General features: G+C 60.2%; 20 protein-coding genes and 2 pseudogenes. 15 read left to right on the forward strand and 7 right to left on the reverse strand.

The genetic code is table 11. The annotated features are described in order from the left end of the window. Window positions 1-84 precede the first annotated feature (84 nt). The 5 genes and pseudogenes from BXE_RS48330 to BXE_RS36350 all read right to left on the reverse strand — a co-directional run bounded on the left by BXE_RS48330 (window position 85) and on the right by BXE_RS36350 (window position 3,451). Window positions 85-219 carry an SEC-C metal-binding domain-containing protein gene (locus tag BXE_RS48330; RefSeq protein ID WP_081435619.1) on the reverse strand — a complete coding sequence of 45 codons (135 nt, stop codon included), beginning with the start codon at window positions 217-219 and terminating at the stop codon, window positions 85-87. A 263-nt stretch (window positions 220-482) separates the two neighbouring features. Then, window positions 483-683, reverse strand: a pseudogene (locus BXE_RS47500) (alpha/beta fold hydrolase); the annotation flags it as partial. Between the two features lie 162 nt (window positions 684-845). Continuing rightward, entirely contained in the window at window positions 846-1,697 is an 852-nt protein-coding gene (locus BXE_RS36340; protein WP_011493106.1) for an SDR family oxidoreductase, read from the reverse strand. A gap of 9 nt (window positions 1,698-1,706) precedes the next feature. After that, window positions 1,707-2,753: an aldo/keto reductase gene (locus BXE_RS36345; RefSeq protein WP_011493107.1), complete on the reverse strand. Its 1,047-nt coding sequence runs from the start codon at window positions 2,751-2,753 to the stop codon at window positions 1,707-1,709. Between the two features lie 80 nt (window positions 2,754-2,833). After that, window positions 2,834-3,451 (reverse strand): TetR/AcrR family transcriptional regulator, encoded by a 618-nt coding sequence (locus BXE_RS36350; RefSeq protein WP_011493108.1) that lies wholly within the window; start codon window positions 3,449-3,451, stop codon window positions 2,834-2,836. Window positions 3,452-3,581: 130 nt separating this feature from the next. Here BXE_RS36350 and BXE_RS47505 point away from each other — a divergent pair, with 130 nt between their 5' ends. Beyond that, entirely contained in the window at window positions 3,582-3,833 is a 252-nt protein-coding gene (locus BXE_RS47505) for a hypothetical protein (RefSeq protein WP_233519023.1), read from the forward strand. A gap of 68 nt (window positions 3,834-3,901) precedes the next feature. On the opposite strand, the pseudogene BXE_RS36355 reads toward BXE_RS47505, so the two are convergent. Together BXE_RS36355 and BXE_RS36360 are read right to left on the reverse strand one after the other, a co-directional pair. After that, window positions 3,902-4,388, reverse strand: a pseudogene (locus BXE_RS36355) (XdhC family protein); the annotation flags it as partial. Between the two features lie 186 nt (window positions 4,389-4,574). Beyond that, window positions 4,575-5,963 carry an L-serine ammonia-lyase gene (locus tag BXE_RS36360; RefSeq protein WP_040124233.1) on the reverse strand — a complete coding sequence of 463 codons (1,389 nt, stop codon included), beginning with the start codon at window positions 5,961-5,963 and terminating at the stop codon, window positions 4,575-4,577. Between the two features lie 184 nt (window positions 5,964-6,147). On the opposite strand from BXE_RS36360, the gene BXE_RS36365 reads away from it, so the two are divergent. From BXE_RS36365 to BXE_RS48335, 14 genes are all read left to right on the forward strand, one after another. Beyond that, entirely contained in the window at window positions 6,148-6,843 is a 696-nt protein-coding gene (locus BXE_RS36365) for a TetR/AcrR family transcriptional regulator (protein ID WP_011493111.1), read from the forward strand. A 360-nt stretch (window positions 6,844-7,203) separates the two neighbouring features. Beyond that, window positions 7,204-8,532, forward strand: coding sequence for an extracellular solute-binding protein (locus BXE_RS36370; protein ID WP_011493112.1), 1,329 nt, complete (start codon window positions 7,204-7,206; stop codon window positions 8,530-8,532). A gap of 2 nt (window positions 8,533-8,534) precedes the next feature. Then, on the forward strand, window positions 8,535-9,449 hold the full coding sequence (locus BXE_RS36375; RefSeq protein WP_011493113.1) for a carbohydrate ABC transporter permease: 915 nt from the start codon (window positions 8,535-8,537) through the stop codon (window positions 9,447-9,449). A gap of 3 nt (window positions 9,450-9,452) precedes the next feature. Then, window positions 9,453-10,334: a carbohydrate ABC transporter permease gene (locus BXE_RS36380; protein ID WP_011493114.1), complete on the forward strand. Its 882-nt coding sequence runs from the start codon at window positions 9,453-9,455 to the stop codon at window positions 10,332-10,334. 10 nt (window positions 10,335-10,344) lie between these two features. Continuing rightward, a complete protein-coding gene (locus BXE_RS36385) occupies window positions 10,345-11,442 on the forward strand; it encodes an ABC transporter ATP-binding protein (protein WP_011493115.1) in 1,098 nt (365 codons plus the stop codon). 3 nt (window positions 11,443-11,445) lie between these two features. Continuing rightward, on the forward strand, window positions 11,446-12,306 hold the full coding sequence (locus BXE_RS36390) for an FAD binding domain-containing protein (protein WP_011493116.1): 861 nt from the start codon (window positions 11,446-11,448) through the stop codon (window positions 12,304-12,306). 12 nt (window positions 12,307-12,318) lie between these two features. Then, window positions 12,319-12,822 carry a (2Fe-2S)-binding protein gene (locus BXE_RS36395; protein WP_011493117.1) on the forward strand — a complete coding sequence of 168 codons (504 nt, stop codon included), beginning with the start codon at window positions 12,319-12,321 and terminating at the stop codon, window positions 12,820-12,822. After that, entirely contained in the window at window positions 12,815-15,163 is a 2,349-nt protein-coding gene (locus BXE_RS36400; RefSeq protein WP_011493118.1) for a xanthine dehydrogenase family protein molybdopterin-binding subunit, read from the forward strand. Before BXE_RS36395 ends, BXE_RS36400 begins: the two co-directional genes overlap by 8 nt. A gap of 15 nt (window positions 15,164-15,178) precedes the next feature. Further along, window positions 15,179-16,081: an NAD(P)-dependent oxidoreductase gene (locus tag BXE_RS36405; RefSeq protein WP_011493119.1), complete on the forward strand. Its 903-nt coding sequence runs from the start codon at window positions 15,179-15,181 to the stop codon at window positions 16,079-16,081. Next, window positions 16,068-16,808, forward strand: a complete 741-nt coding sequence (locus BXE_RS36410) for an SRPBCC family protein (RefSeq protein ID WP_011493120.1) — start codon at window positions 16,068-16,070, stop codon at window positions 16,806-16,808. Before BXE_RS36405 ends, BXE_RS36410 begins: the two co-directional genes overlap by 14 nt. A gap of 87 nt (window positions 16,809-16,895) precedes the next feature. Beyond that, window positions 16,896-18,038 (forward strand): porin, encoded by a 1,143-nt coding sequence (locus BXE_RS36415; protein ID WP_011493121.1) that lies wholly within the window; start codon window positions 16,896-16,898, stop codon window positions 18,036-18,038. A gap of 46 nt (window positions 18,039-18,084) precedes the next feature. Next, on the forward strand, window positions 18,085-18,396 hold the full coding sequence (locus BXE_RS36420) for an NIPSNAP family protein (protein WP_040124230.1): 312 nt from the start codon (window positions 18,085-18,087) through the stop codon (window positions 18,394-18,396). A gap of 68 nt (window positions 18,397-18,464) precedes the next feature. Continuing rightward, window positions 18,465-19,619, forward strand: a complete 1,155-nt coding sequence (locus BXE_RS36425) for a M20 aminoacylase family protein (protein WP_011493123.1) — start codon at window positions 18,465-18,467, stop codon at window positions 19,617-19,619. A gap of 250 nt (window positions 19,620-19,869) precedes the next feature. Continuing rightward, complete coding sequence (locus BXE_RS48335; RefSeq protein ID WP_148223050.1) at window positions 19,870-20,112, forward strand: WD40 repeat domain-containing protein; 243 nt, start codon at window positions 19,870-19,872, stop codon at window positions 20,110-20,112. Window positions 20,113-20,364 lie beyond the last annotated feature (252 nt).

Consider the following 20,364-nt stretch of genomic DNA (forward strand, 5'->3'; position numbering starts at 1 on the left):
CGAACCCGGTCATCCATTTCCAAGACTACGATCGGCCTTCCGAGTCCTTCCTGGACGGCTCGTTGATGTTCTTCTGCCTCCAGCCTAGCTCGCATCATCCGCGCAGATGCAATCGCTCTTTTGATTCTCTCCATCTGCAGAAGGCCTGCCATGGCATTTTTTGAATTTTTTGCCACCGCCGCAAGGGCAGGGGTCGTTGCGTCCTGGTTCATTTGCCATTTTCTCCCCGCCCTCCGAGTAAGATTGGTCGTTCGTCTCTGCTGGACTTGAGTCTAGGCCGTTGCGAATCTTGTTCAACAAACGTCGGCTACTTGGGTGTAGACGCTGCTGTGATCTCTATCCCGCAGCCCTCGCCAACGTCCGCAGAAGACCGTCTTTAGGCCCGGCACTCGGCACGTGGGCCAGCGAGCACCTCGCCGCGCTGCGTGTTGGTACGTCGGTCGCAAACTCCCAGCCTGCCGCGAATATGCCAGCGCGGCAATTCCGGTAGTCCTCAACCCGGTTCTCGCTTTCAGCCTGCGGTCATGCGCAACGACTCGATAGCCGTGTTGCAGAAAAAACAGCATCTGCGCATCCCAGTCATCCGAACTGAGTGGCCATCCGTGATGGAACACGACTGGCTGACCTTGGCCCCAGTCTTTGTAGAAGATCTCGGTCTGATCCTTCGTAGTCACAAAAGGCATGTGTTTCTCCTATGACGTGCAGATTTAGGGCCGGTCCGTTCGGATCGACTGACAATGAATACGGACTCCTCATCGAGGCCGGATTTTCTGGCATGCATAAGCAATGCAGATTACCTCTTCAGCGGATCACCGCGCCTCAACCGTTACGAGAATGCACGACCATCAAGCGCGATAGAAATCGCGAGCCGATTGTGGCGGCCGCCCGAGAAGGTGCCCGAGGTCTCCCGTGACCTCGGAGAATTCCCCCGCCGCGATCGCCTGAAACCAGGCCGCGAAGAAGTTTGCCACGGGTGCGGGGAAGCCTTCGTTGATGCGCGCTTCAATAAACTCGGCGACGGATACCTCGCGATAGTCGATCTCTCGCCCGCTCGCCTCGGACATCGCCAAAGCAATATCGGCCATGCTGACGGCCTCGCTACCGGTGAGCGTATAAAGCTTGCCTTCGTGGCCGTCGCTCGACAGCGCCGCGGCGGCGCCTTCCGCAAGATCGCGCCGGCTGGCAAAAGCGCCAACGCCACGGCCGGCGGGTACCCTGATGCCACCCTCGGTTACGCTCTTACCGAAGGGCAGCGTGTCGAAATACATGGTGTTGCGCAGGACCGTCACGTTGAGCCCCGAGGTGTGCAACAGCGCCTCCGTTTCGTTTTCCCATTGCGTCACCTGAGGGATTTCCACCGTGCTGCCTTCAACGTGCTGCAGCGAGATGTAGTGCAAATAGCGCACGCCAACCCGTTTGGCCACCTCGATGACATTTGAATGCTGCGTGACAGCATCGGTGAAAGCACGGGCCGACACGAGGAGCAACTTGTCCACGCCGCAGAAGGCACGTTCGAGCGAGGCTGGGGCTAGATAGTCCCCCGCGCGGACCTGCACGCCTTTCTCCGCGAACGCGTGCAGCTTCGCCGGATCGCGTGCGAGCGCGACGATGTTGCCGGCAGGAACACGACGCAGCAGGAATTCGACCACCTGGTTGCCTAAGCCGCCGGTCGCGCCGGTCACGAGAATCTGGGTCATGGCCGGGCCTTATGCGACGGTTTGGGGTGGGGCGTCGAACAGCCCGGCCTTACCGCCCGTGTACAACTGGCGGGTCGGCTCGTCATTTATCATCGTGTAGGGGAAGCCCGAGGGGATGGCGCTCACCGCATCGAGGCGGGCAATCTGCTCGGCCGACAGCGTTACCTTTGTTGCGGCGAGATTGTTTTCGAGTTGCGCGAGCGTGCGCGGCCCGATGATCGGAAACGGGCCTTTGGCCGCGACCCAGGCGATGGCGATTTCGCCAGGCGTGACACCGGCGTCCTGCGCAATCTCGATCACTGTGTCGAGGATGGCGGTGCGCTGCGGGGAGTTTTCGGCTTGAAATACCTTTCCACCGAAACCCTCCGCGCGGCCTTTCTCACCCTGGCGATACTTGCCGGTCAACATGCCGCCACCCAGCGGCGACCAGGCCACAATGCCGAGGCCAAGCGCGTGACCGGCCGGCAGAAGCTCCTGTTCGGTGCTGCGTTCGACGAGACTGTGCTCAACCTGAAGACCGGCGATGGGCGCAGCGCCACGCAACTCCGCAATCGTCGCGGCACGCGCTACACGCCACGCGGGGAAATCGGAGAGACCGGCGTAGAGGATCTTGCCGGCACGGACAAGGTCGTCGAAACCACGCACGATCTCTTCGACCGGTGTGACGCCGTCGGATACGTGCGCCCAATAGAGATCGATCCGGTCGGTCTTGAGCCGCTTCAGGCTCGCCTCGACGGACGCGACCATGGCCTTGCGGCTATTGCCCGTGACGAGGATGCCCGAGCTATCGTCCGTCCGCATGGTGAATTTCGTGGCTAGCACGAAGTCCTCGCGCCGACCGGCCAGCAGATCGCCCAGGATCTCCTCGGACTGACCGGATTGATAACCGTTGGCTGTGTCGATGAAGTTGACACCGGCGTCCGCGTAGGCGTCGAAGATGCGACGTGCCTCGTCGGGTTCGGCGCCATGACCCCAGCGCGTACCGAAATTACCTGTTCCGAGCACCAGTTCGGAAACTCGCAAACCGGTGTTCCTGCCAAAGAGCTTGTAACGCATGAATCGCACTCCTTAATATACAGTTTAGAATCCGGCGCGAATACGAAGGTGAACGGAAACGTCGCCGGGTTATGAAATCGTTATGAACGACCTTGATCGACCGTGTCTACTTCAGGCCTGTCGCTGCGATTGCGATTGAGAAGACTGTTGATAGCCGAGTCGAGTATCCGCGCGGAAAGCGTCTGGTCCTCGGCAACGCGCGATAACACGAGCGCGCCGACCATCGTCGAAAGCACGACAGCGGGGTCGCTTTCTGCCCGTTGATCAGATGAAGCCTGCGCGGCCCGCTCAATGACATCCAGATACGACCTGATACCCGTTTCGAAACTTCGGATCAATTCTGGACTGTGCCGGGCAGCATCGGGGCCAAGCGCGGGAAAGATGCAACCGTCGGCGATCTGGTCGCGGTGCTCGAAGGATAGATACCTGCTAATGATTGTGGCAAGCGCATTTTCGCCGCTGCTCTTCACCAACTGCGTCAATCTCTCGGTACTGTCAGCCAGCACGCGGTCACAGGCCTGAGCGGCGAGGTCGTCTTTCGACCTGAACTGTTTGTAGAATCCGCCTTGCGTCAGGCCCGCCGCACCCATCAGGTCATTGAGGCCGACCCCTTCGAAGCCGCGTTCGCGGAACAGTCGGCCCGCCGCCTCGATGACTGTGCGCCGATTCTCTTCCGCCTGTGCACGACTGACTCTCATGAAGCTCTCCGTCGATCCGATCGATTTTATTATATGGCAATCACCATCTATTCGCAATGAGCCTCAAATCTCATGTACGGCAGGTCGCGAGCCGTCTGTCGCGCTTTGAGCCGCATCATGATTGAAGTCCATGCTGGCGGATACCGAACGGCAAGAAGGTGACTATCCTCGTCGAGAATTGGGTGCTCCCTACACCATTTTCCCGGTGAACATCGGCCTCGGCGACCCGTTCAATCGAGGTTTGCTGCTAGCATCGCTGGGCATAACGCCGCTGCTGCCGGGGTTAACCATGCAAATGGGTCGGTCCATCAAGGTTGTGGGAAGAAGCGCCGCATGCGGCTCAAGCCGCCGCCTTGCTCGCGCTCGGATCAAATATTGGTAAATACCGTTTCGGCTGGAAGACGCGACCTCGGAGCGCTTTGTTGAAATCGCCGTCCCCGCTATAGCCGAGCGCGGCCCGTGAATCGTGAAGAGGCGCCTCTCGTTGAAGAAGAGGCCATCGGTCGCTCGGGCCGGTTGGAGCGTCGCCGCGCCGCTCGCCATATCCAGCACGCGCACGACAAGTTGCCCGCGCTCCACCGCGCCAAGGAGTTCGCGGATGCAGGAGGCCTCGCTGAGTGGCTCCAGCACGATCTGGATGGTGCCGCCGCACGGAAGGCCCAAGCGGTGTGCATCCTCCGCTGTGATGCCGCACTTCACCGCCTCGGGCCGCCCAATGCGCACCCCTTCGCGCCGAACGCGATCGATGAGGTCGTCTTCGATGCAGCCGCCCGCTACCGATCCGACCACGAGCCCATCGTCACGTACGGCGAACATCGCACCTTCGGGGCGCGGCGATGAACGCCATGTTTTCACCACCGTCACCAGCAGGGGGCGTCGCCCTTCATCGAGCCAGCGTACAGTGGATTTCAGGACCTCTGAGGTCCACGCTGTCCATGATCGTTTCCTCCTTTTTCGGCTTGTCGCTGGCGTCCTTGCCGACGGCAGCGCTATCGATGTTGGCTAACGAGGCTACCTCGACATCCACGATACGCGGTGTGTCACAAGGCGAGCTGTCCGCGACCGCGTTGCCGAGGTAATACCGCCTCCCTCATCGCATAAGTTCTCTCGGGCCGCATCGCACTCAGCACTCGACGATATTTACCGCAAGGCCACCGCGCGATGTTTCCTTGTACTTCGTCTTCATGTCCGAGCCCGTCTCGCGCATCGTCTTGATGACCGAGTCGAGCGACACGTAATGCGCGCCGTCGCCGCGCAGCGCCATGCGCGCGGCGTTGACGGCCTTTACCGACGCCATCCCGTTGCGCTCGATGCACGGAATCTGTACCATGCCGCCGACCGGGTCGCAGGTGAGGCCGAGGTTGTGTTCCATGCCGATTTCGGCGGCATTCTCGACCTGCCGGGGTGTACCACCAAGGACGGCCGCAAGCGCTCCCGCCGCCATCGAACACGCGACGCCTACTTCACCTTGACAGCCCACCTCGGCGCCTGAGATCGATGCGTTGAGCTTGTAGAGAATTCCGATGGATGCGGCGGTGAACAGGAAGTCGATCACTCCCTTCTCGTTCGCGCCCGGCGTGAAGCGCACGTAGTAATGCAGCACGGCAGGGATGATGCCGGCAGCTCCGTTGGTCGGCGCGGTGACAACGCGTCCGCCAGCGGCGTTTTCCTCGCTCACGGCGATCGCATAGAGGTTGATCCAGTCGATCATCAAAAGCTGGTCCTGCAACGCGCGCTCAGGATTGCTGGTGAGAGCGCGGTAGAGCTTCGGGGCGCGCCGCTTTACGTTCAAGGGGCCAGGCAGCGTGCCATCGGCGTCCGGATTGCCGACGCCGCAACCGCGCTCGACGCTCGATTGCATTGCGTCCCAGATGCGCAGAAGGCCTGACCGGATCTCCTCGTCGCTATGCCAGATGCGCTCGTTCTCGAGCATGAGCTGTGCGATGGGCTTGCCTGTCGACGCACACAGTTGCAGCAGTTCGGCACCGGTGCGAAACGGATACGGCAGTCGTTCTGCCGCGGACAGAGCGTTCGTCTTCGGTGCGCCAGCGATCACGACGAAGCCACCCCCCACGGAAAAGTAGGTACTTTCGCGCAGCGTTTCGCCGCTCGCATCGAGTACGCGCAGCTTCATGCCGTTTGGGTGCTCGGGCAGCGCCTGGCGATAGAACGTGATGTGCTCCTTCGGCGTGAATGGAATCGTGTGACGACCAAGGAGCGACAAGAGACGGGACGTGCGCACTGCTTCAAGGCGTTCGAAGGTGGTCTCCGGATTCACGGTGTGAGGTGCATCACCCATCAGGCCAAGCATGACGCCGCGGTCTGTACCGTGGCCCCTGCCCGTCGCGCCAAGCGATCCGTACAGCTCGACATTCACAGTTGCTGTCCGAGCCAGCAGGCCGTCGCGCTCGAGTCCCTCCGTGAACATCAGCGCCGCGCGCATTGGCCCGACGGTATGCGAGCTGGAAGGCCCGATGCCAATCTTGAAGAGATCGAAAACGCTGAGTGTCATCGGATATCCACCATAAAGGCGAGTTAGATGGGTTATATGCCGGGCTGCGATAATGGCGGATTGCGCCAACGCGGCAGTCATGATGCGGTCGACACCCTGCCGCGAAGCTATACAGCCTAGCAAACCATAAATCGTCAGTCGACGACTTAATCGTGCCAAAATGTGCATAAGGAGAGATCAGCTTATGAAGACGCCCCTCAGGCAGCCGAAAAAGACTCCGACCGCGGGCAGAGCAACGGCGACGCGTGCCACACTGAAGACGAGGCAAAGGCTGCCTCGAGCCGAGCGTCAGGCGCTCGTGCTGGCGAAGGCTGCCGAGTATTTCTCCGAGCACGGGCTTAACGCGCAGACGCGCGCGATTGCGCAGGCGTGCGGTGTTTCGCAGCGACTGCTCTACAGCCTCTTTCAGAGCAAAGATGCGTTAATCGAGGAAGTCTACAATCGCGAAATCGCCGGACTATTCCAGGCCATTTGGTTCGTCAAGTTGAAGGACCGCAGCGTGCCGCTCGAGGCTCGCCTCAACGATTTCTATCGCTACTATTACGAAAGTCTCCTGACGCGCCGCTGGCTGCGACTATTCCTCTATTCATCGCTCGACGGGCTGCGAATGGCGCCGATCTATACAAACGCGATCGTCACCCATGCGCTCGAAATCATCGTCGAGGAAGTGGCGTATGACTCGAAACGCGGTGTTCCCGCGAACGTCGACGAACTAACGGAGATCGGCTGGATTCTCCATGGCGCGGTATCGCACCTCGCCATACGGCGTCGGATCTATGCGAACGAAAACACCGTCTCGCCTGAGCGCGTTATCGAAATGAGTGTGCGCTCGTTCCTCGTGAGCATTCCGGAGATGCTTCCTTCGCTTCAAACTGCCTGATGATTTCGGTTGTTTCGCCGAGATAGCCTGCCCCCAGGTTTCGCGCCCGCGGCGCCTAACACTAGCACCGGGCCGCGGCCCGGCCAATCACTCCTCTTTCATGGCAGGTGAATCGTCGTACGACGACAATTGTCGCTTGCGTATCCAGGCTATCCAAGTGGAGATAATTTCTCCAAGTCTTTGTAATTAAAGAATATTTTTTTGATGGTAACTACAATCGTCAGATGAAGCGAATCCCTTGTAGACTTTTTGTCGTCAATTGACGATTTATTTTTTCACCAATATCGTTCGTCTCCATCCGGTAGCTACAGCGCTATCACCACCAAGAGACTGTGCCGCGCAAGCGGCTTGGAGCGAACCATGAGTGAAATGGCGAAGTTCGGAAGCCGTCGTCGTTTTCTGCAGTTGTCGGTCGGAGCCGGACTAGCGGCCACGGAATTGTTGAGAGGGCTACCGCAAGCATTCGCCGCGGATGCTGTCAACTTTTATGCATGGTCCGCCGGCGTTGACACGGTCAGGCGGCAGATCGCTGCGTTCACCGCGAAAACCGGGGTACCGGTGAACTACAACAACCTGCCGTTTGCGCAGTACCGTGAGGCAATGGTTACGAAATTTGTCGGCGCCGCGCCGGTCGACGCGCTGTGGGTCTCGGACGGCTGGCTACCCGAATGGGCGGACGCTGGCTGGATAGCACCGATCGACGGTTTCCCAGAACTGATCAAGTACAACAGCGACGTGCAGGACTTCTGCGTTCAGTCCATGCGCTACAAGGATCGTCAATACGGGATGACCTACTACACCGACTACATGGCCTTCCTGTACGACGCGGACATGCTGGCAAAGGCGGGCATCCCGGCGCCCCCAGAAAGCTGGGACGAACTCGTCGCCCAATCTCTGAAAATCAAGCAGGCTGGCCTGTCAACCTACCCGTTAATGCTGCCAATGGCGCGCGAGAGCTGGCTGATCGAATTCATGTCGTCGCTCGTGTTCTCCCATGGCGGCCGCTTTGTTGACGATAACAATCGCGTCGTGATGGACGATCCGAAACATGGCGCGGTGACTTCGCTGCAGTGGGTGGTCGACGCGGTCAACAAGCATCACATTGTGTCACCGGCATGCGTCGAAAGTGGCGAACTCAATGGCTTCAAGGCGGTAGCCTCGGGCAATCATGCGTTCGCGCTGCTGCCGCGTTACCGGATCCAGGCGCTGAATGATCCGCGTCAATCGCACGTGGCCGGCCGCATCAAGCAGGCGTTGATGCCGGCCGGCCCGAACGGGTCGCACGCGACGGTCGCATGGATGCGCATGCACGCCATGAGCGCCGCAACAGCGGCGAACAAGACGCGCGCGGCGAGTGCGGGCCGCCTGATCGAAGCGTTCGGCGGCAAATTCGATGGCCAGTATGCGTTCCAGAAAGCCGTATTCCTCGACACCGGCACCGCGTTCGGGGTGAAGTCGCTGTTTAGGGATCCGGAGATCAAGGCCGCGTACGAGAAATACGGCGATTTTGCAATGTTCCAGCAGCAGCAGAATCTCGCGCGCAAAAAGGACGTGATCACGCGGTGGTTCGGAGATTGGGACGAAACCAACAGCACCGCGTGGCAGTCGGCTATTCTCGGTCAGGCGAGTGCTGCCGATGCGCTGAAGGCGTCGGCGAGCAAGTGGACCGGCCTGGGCAAGCAGGTGTGACGATGAGCACACCTGATCTATACAAGGGTTGGCTCGCCAGGCACTCCGTGCCGGCAGCGGACCAGCGCAGCGCGATGCTGCTGCTGCTTCCGATGTTTGTGGTGCTCTGCGTCGTTGCGGTGTTCCCAATTGTGTATTCGCTGTGGACAAGCCTGTTCGAGATCCATCTCACACGAATGAGCACCACGTTCGTTGGCTTCGGCAATTATCTGCAGATCTTTCGCGATCCGTCGTTCTGGGCCGCGGCACTTCGCACCGCGGTCTTCACGGTTGGATCGGTCGCCGCGATCATGGTCATTGCGACGTTGATAGCCCTGCTGCTCAACACAGAGTTTCGTGGCCGGCGGGTCCTATCGACAGCGTTGCTGATTCCGTGGGCAATTCCATATGTCGTCGACGGCCTGATGTGGAAGTGGATCTACGACTCTGGGTACGGCGCACTCAACGGTCTGCTACTGCAGCTCGGCCTGATTCAGCATTCAATGGTATGGCTCGGCGACCCTCACAGGACCCTGGCGTTGATTGCAAATGCGTTCGTCTGGAAGGAAGTGCCACTCGCGACCATTCTGCTGCTTGTGACGCTGAAGTCGGTTTCGTCCGACCTCTATGCGGCAGCGCGCGTCGATGGCGCGACACTGTGGCGGCGCTTCGTGCATATAACGCTGCCGTCAATGCGTCCCGGTTTCATGCTGGTGATGATCTACGAAGCGATGATGGCAGTGCGGCACTTCGACCTGTTCTTCATTCTGACAGAAGGCGGCCCGGCCGACGCCTCGCATGTTGTCTCGTGGCACATCTATGTCGAAACCTTTCGCAAACTGTCGTTCGGCACTGGCGCGGCGGTCGCTTATCTGCTCGCCCTCGCGACCTTTGGCATGTCCTACGCGATTATCCGTCTGCTCGGCAGGAGGCTTTGAACGATGACACACGCGTTACTTCTAAAGCGTGTCGGACTCTTCGTCGCGTCCGTCGTCGTACTCATCTATCTGCTCGCACCGGTAGCGTGGCTCGTTTCCTCGTCGCTGCAGCGTGAGGCCGACATCACCTCGATTCCACCACACTGGATTCCGCAGCCACCAACACTCGCGAACTTTCGCGCCATCGTCGAAGCTGGGAGTGGCGCGTTACCAGCCGACGCGTCGTTCTTGCCTTCGACCGCACAGTACCTCCTGCCTGCGCTACGTAACAGCCTCGTCGTCGCAATCGTCGTCGTCATACTGAATCTCGCCGTCAGTGTACCCGCGGCTTATGCAATGGCGAAGATCCGGTTTATTGGGCGTGATCTTTCCGTCTATTTCATGCTTGCCACGCGAGTGATTCCCGATATTGCACTTGTCGTACCGTTCTTTCTGTTCGTGCGCAAGCTGGGGCTTCTCGACAACATCGGCGCCCTCATCATTACCTATCTTGCAATCACAGTGCCTTTCAGCGTTTTCATGCTGCTCGGCTATTTCGAGGGTTTGCCTGACGAATTGGACAAAGCTGCGCGCGTCGACGGATGCTCACGCTTCGAGGCGATGATCAAGGTATTCCTGCCGCTCGCGCTTCCGTCGCTCGTCGCTGTAATCCTGTTCACATTTCTCACGAGCTGGAACGAATTCCTGTTTGCACTGATGTTCACGCAGACCGCGGCATCGCAGACCGTGCCAATCATCGTTGCCTCGTTCACATCAGATTTCACGACCAGTTTTTCGTTCATCAACGCCGCTGGCGTCGTCGCGATCGTCCCGCCGGTGATCATTGCAGTCGTGTTCGAGCGCTATATCGTTTCCGGCCTTACCGCTGGCGCAGTCAAGGGTTAAGGATCAAAAAATGGCAAAAATCGAATTCCATAATGTCGGAAAGCGTTACATAAACGGGCACGTCGCACTTGAAAACCTGAGCCTGCAGATCCGCGACAAGGAGTTCCTTGTGTTGCTGGGACCTTCTGGTTGTGGGAAGTCCACGACCCTGAACATGATCGCCGGGCTTGAGGAGGTCACCGACGGTAGCCTGCGCTTTGACGACGTCGAGGTCAATAGCGTGCCAGCCCATAAGCGGGACGTGGCGATGGTGTTCCAGAGCTACGCGCTCTATCCGCACAAGAACGTCTACGAAAATATCGCCTTCGGTCTGCGGATGCGCAGACACCCACAAGCGGAAATCGACTCACGCGTACGCGCAGCCGCCCGTTCGCTTGATATCGAGCATCTGCTTGAGCGGCGCCCCGGCCAGCTTTCTGGCGGACAGCGTCAGCGGGTAGCGCTCGGGAGGGCGATGGTGCGCCAGCCCGCCGCGTTCCTGATGGACGAGCCGCTGTCGAACCTGGACGCGGCGCTGCGCGTGTCAATGCGTGCGAGCATCAAGGCGCTACACCAGTCCATGCAGACGACGTTTGTCTACGTAACACACGACCAGGCCGAGGCGCTGACACTCGCCGACCGGATCGTTGTAATGCGTGACGGGGTCGTGCAGCAGATCGGCTCCCCGGATGATATCTACGAGCGACCAGCAAACAAGTTTGTCGCGAATTTTCTCGGTAGCCCGCCGATCAACTTCATCGATGGCGTTCTTCAGGACGACGGTAACGGCTTGCGCTTCCGGCGCGGCGACCTGTCACTCGCGTTGGATGACTCGACGCGACGCCGACTCTCGGGCCGTGCGGGACAGAGCGTATCTCTCGGCATTCGCGCCGAGGACGTCACTGAAGATGCGGAGGATGTCGAGTGTCGTCTCGTCGGGCAGATCACGGCACTGCTCCCGGCGGGCTCCGATCAGTTCATCTGCGTGCAGGGGGAAGGACAGCCAATGTTCTTCCGTGTCGGTAAGGAGCGCTCGCTGCGGATCGGCGAGCGCATCTCGATCACGGTCAATCGCGCACGCATGCATGTGTTCGATCAGGCCGAAGGCACTAACCTTAAGCTTGTATAACAGATGAAACCCGCGGCATTCTCCTACCACAGGCCGACGTCAATCGACGCCGTCGTCGAGCTGCTCGACCGCTACGGCTTCGATGCAAAGGTCATAGCGGGCGGGCAATCGCTTGCTCCCATGATGAACATGCGCTTCGCGCAGCCGACCCAACTGATCGACCTGAACGCAGTCCCGAATCTGACTGGTATTGAACGTCGAGGCGACAGGCTCGTCGTCGGTGCGTTGACGCGGCACCACGATGTGGCTGAAAGCGCTTTGGTGCACGAGGCGTGTCCCCTACTCGCTGCAGCAGCCGCGACGGTCGGACATTATGCGATTCGCCAGCGCGGCACGCTCGGCGGCAGCCTCGCGCACGCAGATCCTGCCGCCCAGTTGCCGCTCGCTGCAGTGACCCTCGGCGCGCGCATTCAGGCAATCGGCCCGCGTGGCACCCGGGAGATCGCTGCAGGCGAGTTTGCGCTCGGCACCATGACGACAGCACTCGAACCCGATGAAATTGTCGCGGCTGTCCATTTCCCGTGCCGCAGTCCCGCCGAAGCACACGGCTTCGAGCTGTTCAGCCGGCGGCACGGTGACTTCGCGATCGCGTCGTGCGCGATCACCGCGACGATCGTCCACGGCCAGTTCTCGGCGCTCCGCATTGGTATTGGCGGCGTCAGCGATGTTCCCGTCTCGCTCGAATTCCTCGCTGAGTCGTTCGTCGGGGAGACTGTGAGCGACGCCACGTGCGTAGGCATTGCGCAACGTGCTGCCGCGACAGTGGAGCCGGTTGATGACTCTCGCATCAGCGCCGCCTACCGTCGCGAGCTGGTCGAGGCGCTGTGCAGGCGCGTGCTTGCCCGTGTGTGCAACTTGCGATAGGCATCGGAATTCATGGAAGCGAAAACCTTGGAAAAGACATCGATTCAGCTGGACGTCAATGGTGTCTCGTATCAGATGACGTGCGAGCCGCGCAAGCTGTTGTCCGACGCGCTGCGAGAGGACTGCGGGCTGACCGGCACCCATGTCGGGTGCGAGCACGGTGTGTGTGGTGCCTGCACAGTGCAGCTCGGTGGCCGCGCAGTCCGCTCATGTCTTACCTATGCAGTCCAGGCCGAGGGCGCCGAGCTCCGCACCGTCGAAGCGCTATCACCCGATGGTCGTCTGTCGATTCTGCAGGAGGCGATGCACGAATGCCACGGGCTGCAGTGCGGTTTCTGCACGCCTGGCATTCTCATGACGTTTGATGCGTACTTACGCGACCATCCCCGCCCGACTGAGGCAGAGATTCGCGACGCGTTGTCGGGCAACCTCTGTCGCTGCACGGGATACCAAAACATCGTGCGCGCGCTACGTCTCGCGGCCGAACGACTGTGTGCGGAGAGCGACAATGTCTGAAGATTTCCGCTATCTGAACAAGCCGGTACGTCGTACTGAGGACTATCGACTGTTGACAGGCTACGGCCGCTACATCGACGACATCGAACTGTCCGGCGCGCTACATGCATGTTTTGTACGCTCTCCGCATGCCCATGCGCGGATCATGGCCATCAACTCCGCGGACGCGCGCGCGATGCCCGGCGTTGCAGCAATCGTTACCGGTCGGGACCTCTTGCAGTGGACGAACCCGCTGCATATGGCGCCGCCGATAGAGGGACTGTTGCCGGTCGAGATTGAGACGATGCCCACCGATACAGTCCGCTTCCAGGGTGACATCGTCGCGTGTGTCGTCGCGGTCGACCGGTACCTCGCTGAGGATGCGGCGGAGCGCGTGCTGGTCGAATATGAGGCGCTTCCGGCCGTCACAGACATGTGGCAGTCGCTCGAACCCGACGCCCCGCAGGTGGACCCAATGGTACCGGGCAACCGTGTTTCTCATCAGACCTTCACCCACGGCAATCCGGACGCAGTAAGCGCACGCGCGTACCGAGTGGTAGAGGCCACATTCAATCAGCAACGCCAGACTCATGTGCCGATCGAGACACGCGGCTGTGCAGCACAATGGGACGTAGGCCGTCAGCATCTGACGTTCCATATCGGCACCCAGATTCCGCATCCGCTGAGAACCAATCTGGCCGGCCGGCTCGGTTTGAGCGAGTCTCAGGTCACCGTGGTCTCGCCCGACGTGGGCGGCTCGTTCGGCCAGAAGATCGCGCTTTATCGGGAAGAGCTCGTCGTCGCGGCGCTCGCTCGGCAGTTGCGCCGTCCAGTGCGCTGGCGCGAAGACCGCCTTGAGAACCTGAGCGCGGCCGCCAATTCGCGCGAAGACTTTTGCCGCACGCGCGCTGCCGTCGACAAATACGGAACGCTACTTGCACTGACCCTGGAGATGCGCGAGGATTTTGGCGCGTACTGCTTCTTTCCGGCGAACTACCTCGCGCGTGTCGTGGCGATGGTATTAAGCGGACCGTACCGGCTCGATCATTACGCATTCGACGTTCAGATCGTGCTCAGCAACAAGTGCGGAAATGCGCCAATGCGCGCACCGATGTCTATCACTAGCTGGGTAATGGAAGGTACGCTCGAAGCCGTTGCGCGCGAGCTGCGCCTCGATCCGGTCGAGGTGCGCCGCCGCAATATGCTGCGCGCCGACGAACTGCCTTACACGACGCCGACGGGTGAGGTAATCGCCGACGTCACACCTGTTGAGACCTTCGAAGGTGTGCTTGCCGCTATCGACTACGCAGACTTTCGCGCGCGTCAGCGCGAGGCGCTCGCGCACGGCCGTCATCTTGGACTGGGTCTGTGCAACGTTGTAGAGCCGACCACGTACGGTTCGCGCTTCTACAAGGCTGCGGGCATTCCGGGTTCGGGTCACGAAGCGTGCTGGATCCGTATCGAGCCAACCGGAATCGTCAACGCGTCCGTCGGCCTCGGTCCGACCGGACAAGGCTATGAAACCGCGATGGCCAATGCGGTGGCAGAAGGCCTCGGTGTCGCTCCGTCACGCGTTCGAGTCCTGTTGGGCAACACGGATATCGCGCCATACGGCATGGGTACCCGCGGCGCACGCAGCGCCACTGCCGGGGGCGGCGCGTTGTATCTGTGCGCGCGCGATGCGCGCGACAAGGTGCTCGCAATCGCTGCGGCACGGCTCTGTGTGCCTTCCGATACCGTGCGTCTCATCGATGGTTGCGTCGAACGGCGCGAGGGTGATGGATGGTTCGACGCCGGTGTCGATCTTAACGACGTCGCACGCCAGGCTTATATGGACCCGACTTCACTGCCACCGGGCCTCCTGCCCGGTCTGGAGTTTCATCGAACCTACGATCCGCCGGCTATGACCTATTCGAATTCCGCGCACGCGTGCGAAATCGAGCTCGATGTTGCAACCGGCGCGATCCAGATTCTTCGCTACGTGATTGCCGAAGACTGCGGGACGCTCCTGAATCCGACCGTCGTCGAGGGGCAGCAACATGGCGCAATTGTGATGGGTCTGTCGGGGGCACTGTTCGAGGAGGTCATCTACGACGAGGCGGGCCAGATCACCACAGGCTCCCTCGCTGACTACATGATCGCGACCGCGCCCGAGTTGCCGCATCTCGAGCTCATTCCGATGCATACACCGAACCGCACGACGGCAGCCGGCATAAAAGGCATGGCCGAGGGTGGCGTCATGGGCGCGCTTGGTGCAATTACCAACGCACTCAACGACGCACTCTCACCGTGGGGCGTCGTGGCCGAGCGTCATCCCCTTACACCGATGATGGTGCGCGATTTGTTGCGCGACAAACCCTGAAGGACAAAATGCAGAATGAACCACTCTGAAAACAAGGCGAAGGTCGGCTTCATCGGTCTCGGGATCATGGGCGGCGCGATGGCGACCCGTGTCGCGGCGGCGGACTACCCGCTGCATGTGTACAACCGCAGCCGCGCAAAAGCGCAGTCGCTCGTCGATGCTGGTGCCACGTGGCACGACACGCCGGCCTCACTCGCGGCTGTGGCCGACGTCATCATCAGCATAGTCGGCACGCCAACGGATGTGCGAGATCTGTACCTTGGCAATGCTGGTTTGCTAGCCAACGCGCGGCCGGCTGCCGTGCTGATCGACATGACCACGTCTAGCCCTGCGCTCGCCCAGCAACTCGCGAGGGACGCGCAGGCGAGAAGCATCGATATGCTCGACGCTCCGGTGTCAGGCGGCGAAATCGGGGCTCGCGAAGGACGGCTGTCGATCATGGTTGGTGGGTCCGCCGAAGCACTCGCACGCGTCGAAGCCATCCTGCACTGCATGGGCACCAACGTGGTACTGCAAGGCGGTCCTGGCGCGGGCCAGCATACCAAGCTCTGCAACCAGATTGTTATCGCTTCTACGATGCTGGGGGTCGCGGAAGGTCTGTCGTATGCGCGTAACGCTGGTCTCGACGTACAGACGGTCCTGTCGTCGATCGGCAGCGGCGCGGCGAGCGGCTTCCTGCTCAACAATCTTGGGCCGAAGATGGCAAACGGGGACTTCGCACCAGGGTTCATGATCGAGCATTTCGTCAAGGATATGGCGCTCGCTTACGAAGAGGCACTCGCAATGGGCCACGAGCTGCCGGGTCTTCAACTCGCGCAGCGCCTGTACCAACAGCTCGTGGAGACCGGCTTCGCGCGCGCCGGCACGCAGGCACTTGTCAACGCGTACGCATGGGGGAAAACGGATGAAAATCACTGACCATTACACATTGCCCGCAATTCCCGAGGTTGTCTGGGTGGCGTTAAACGACCCTGATGTCCTCAAAGAATGCTTACCCGGTTGCCGGGCGCTTGAACGCATCGATGAATATCACTTCCAGTCGACTATCCAGGTCCGCGTGGGGCCCGCGTCCGCGACGTTTCGCAGCGAGGTCGAACTGTCGGACCTCGAACCACCGAATCGCTACACGATCGTAGGGCAGGGTAACGCGGGGGGCGCAGGCTTCGCGAAGGTCGTCGCCCGGGTTGGGCTAGTGGCCGTCGAGACTGGCACGGTCCTCACGTATGACGCCGATGTCGAGATTGGCGGCAAGCTGATGAGTGTCGGCGCGCGGTTGATCCAGTCGGCCTCGATAAAGAATATTGAAGCGTTTTTTGGTGCCTTTCAGTCACACGTCGAGCGCATTGCCGCGGCGGGGGACACGTCGGCCGGGAACACGCCCGTGACGGCTGTCAGCGGCAGCGAACTTACTGAAGACTTCGCGGACACCGGAGCGCCCAGGCCCGAGACGATAAACGGAGCGCCCCGAGTGGCCAGCTTACCTCGCGCGGGAAGCGAGCAACGTACGCAGCCGTTGCGCTCCGTTCGTGAGTCAGCTTCGCAGTCCGCATCGTCGGGTACCGTGCGCTGGCCAGTATGGATTATCGCGGCGCTTTCTGGCGCCACTGGGGTAGTCGTCGGATTGCTCGCTGCGCATGTCGTCTGAGTCTGGACGAGCAGTCATGCAGACGTTGTTGGTGTAGTCCGGAGTTTCGCAGAGTTTCGGGTCATTCAATTACGATAGGGGTGTATTATGTATTGCAAACAAATAGGTGTACTAATCACTCTGGCTGGACTGTCAGGCGCAGCATTCGCTCAGAGCAGCGTGACGTTGTATGGTGTCATGGACGACGGTATTACATATACGAACAATCAGTCAGGTCACGCCGCCTGGCAGACATTCAGCGGCGGCCTGGGGGGCAGCAAGTGGGGGTTTCTCGGTCGAGAGGACCTGGGCGGCGGCACTGCGGCAATCTTTCGACTTGAGGATGGATTCGATGTGAACAGCGGAAAGTTAGGCTACAACGGGCGTCTTTGGGGACGGCAGTCGTACATGGGGCTAACCGGCAACTACGGTACCGTGACGCTCGGCCGCCAGTATGATTTTATGGTCACCAATCTGCAGGCGCTCAGCTCCGCGCAACTGTTCGGTGGATCCCTGTCGTCACACGTCGGCGACGTCGATGGCGTCTGGGGTACTTACCCGGTCAGCAATGCCGTCAAGTACGTAACTCCGACATTCCGGGGATTGAACGCCGGCGCAATGTATAGCTTCGGTGGCGTGCCGGGCGCCGTTGGCACATCGCAACAATATGGGTTCGGAGCCAACTACGCAAATGGCCCGTTGAAGGTGTCAGCAGCATTCCTGGAGGTCAACAATCCAGCCGTCGCGCGCTTCGACGGGTCGGCGGCCGCGGTGGCCGGTCGCGCGTTTACCGACCCAGTCGCCAACTCGATCTATAGTGGCTACGCAACTGCACATACGATGCGTACGTTCGGTGTCGGGGCAAACTATCTTTGGAATGCGACGACGCTCGGTGCGATGTACACGAATACGCGCTTTAACGATGCGGTCGCCACATCGAGCACGTCGTTTTCCGGCTCGGCGGCGCTCAATTCATACGAAGTCTTCGTGGCGCACAACTTCACGCCGGCGGTAATGAGCGGGGTAACTTACGACTACACATCAACGCCGACTGCACACTACAACCAGGTAGCCGGAGGAGCGCAGTATCAGTTCTCCAAGCGCACGTTCACCTACCTTGTGGTGGCATGGCAGCGTGCAAGTGGAATTGACTCTACAGGCCACACGGCAGTCGCCGATCTCACGTACCTCTCACCATCAAACACTGCCAACCAGGTCGCGGTTCGCGTCGGCATCCGTCATAGCTTTTGAGCACGTGCCGGCCTGAGCCGGCGTCCTTTTGCGAGGAGAAGACAATATGTTAGTCGAAATGCGGACATATCGGATTACCGCGGGCAAGGTACCAGAGTTCCTGAAAATCTATCAGGATGAAGGGCTCGGAATTATCACTCAGTATGCCCGGTTACGCGGCTGCTGGACGCAGGACTCCGGCACGCTTAACTCCGTCGTTTTCTGGTGGGCCTACGATGATTATTCGCATCGCGCAGCGCAACGGGAAAGGCTCGCGGCCGATCCTCAGTGGCAGGCATTCACGCCACGCATTGTTCCGTACCTCGAACATCAGGAGTCGGTGTTTCTTGTGCCAGCCGCGTTTTGCCCAGATGTCTAGTGGATCGGACGACGATCAACGTGGCGGCGTCAGTGCGGCACCGCCATCCGCCATATGATGAGGGAAACATGATCGATGAGGAACTGCGTGGTCAGATGGTCAACTGGCGTCGCCAGTTGCATCGACATCCCGAGACCGCGTTCGAGGAAGTCGCAACAGCGAGAATGGTTGCGAAAACATTGCGCGAGCTTGGATGTGAAGTGCACGAAGGGCTTGGACAGACCGGCGTGGTCGGCACGCTCAGGCGAGGCGCAGGCCGTTCGATCGGGCTGCGCGCTGATATGGATGCCCTGCCGATAGCGGAGTTCAACTCGTTCGAACATCGCTCCGAGGTCAAGGGCAAGATGCACGCGTGCGGTCACGACGGCCACACCGCCATGCTGCTCGGTGGCGCCGCACTCCTTAGCCGGGACTCTGGCTGGCGTGGCACCGTACATTTCATTTTCCAACCTGCAGAGGAAGTAGCCGGGGGCGGCAAGGTAATGATGGAGGACGGCCTGTTCGAGCGTTTCGAATGTGAGGCAGTCTTCGGCCTGCATAACTGGCCGGGGTTGCCACTTGGTCGCTTCGCGCTGAACGATGGACCAATGATGGCATCGTTCGATACGTTTGAGCTTCTCGTGGATGGCAACGGGTCGCATGCCGCGATGCCAGAGGAAGGTATCGACGCGCTGGTTTGCGCGAGCCATATCGTGATCGGGCTACAGACAATTGTCAGCCGACGACTGTCGCCAAAAGAGGCTGCCGTCATCAGCGTCACGCAGATCCACGGTGGAGAGGCGTGGAACGTCCTGCCAGATCGGGTCGTCATTCGAGGTACCGTACGTTGCTTTTCAGCGGATATCCAGCAACGCATTATCGAGCTGCTGGGGGAAATCAGCGAATCGACCGCACGCGCGCACGGTGCGATAGCTGCGCTCAGCTATCATTATGGTTATCCGGCAACCATTAACGCAGCTTCGGCCGCTGGCGTCGCAGCGGCCGCCGCGCGCGCGACTGTGGGTAGCGATTCGGTTACCGTCGGCATCATGCCCTCCATGGCGTCCGAAGACTTCGCCTTCATGGCAGAAAGCAGGCCTGCTGCCTACGTATGGATGGGGGTCGACGGCAAGACGCCTGGTGCGCCATTGCACAACCCACACTACGACTTCAATGATGATGCGCTTTCGATCGGCGCCAGCTACTGGCTGAATCTGGTCAAAACCTTCGGCGAGTATTCGTGAGCAATATTCGCGCAAGCGGGGCCAGCATATGGTCACGAGATCCGCCGGGTCCCGTTGCTTCCCTCTCCAGTAGACTTCGTCGCGTCGCAAGCTCCCAATCGGGTGATTGACTACGCGACCTTGGCGTGCGTCCGCCACGCTTCGCGGTATTGATGTCATTAAGACAGCTTGCCGCCTCATCCGCTAACGCCGCGGCGAGCATCGTCTTAATCTTCCTTGCTAAGTGACCGGCCTAGGGAATGCCGTCTTTATGTGTGACGGCTATCCGACTAAAGTCCGTCGCTCGGCGTGGAGTGCAGATAGCCACTATTTCGCCACCGGCGGCGGTGAACCGTTAATCATCTGGGACTGCGCCGGGACCAGTCCGCAAGGCACGGAACCCGACTACCAGGACGTGCATCGGGCGCCGATCAGCTCCATCGCCTTTAGCCACGGAGACCGGCGCGTGGTCAGCGCTGGTGAAGATGGCCGGGTATTCGCCTACGAAGCTTGAGCACGTAGACGTCTGGGAGGCCCAACCAGTGAATCGGAAATCAGCGCGCTGGCATGGCGGCCTAGTGACGCGCTGCTGGCGCCATGCGATGCCCAGGGTAATGTACAAATCTGCGTTGTGCCCCCGGCTGGATGAACCATTGTATCGGGATCGAAACGATATAACCGGTGCTGTAACCTTAGGCCCCAAGAGCGAGAGCGGTCAGAAACACGGCGATAGCTCCGCCACTTTTCTTTTCGTTATCCATTATAA

The organism is Paraburkholderia xenovorans LB400, from assembly GCF_000013645.1.
In the GTDB taxonomy this organism is placed as follows: domain Bacteria; phylum Pseudomonadota; class Gammaproteobacteria; order Burkholderiales; family Burkholderiaceae; genus Paraburkholderia; species Paraburkholderia xenovorans.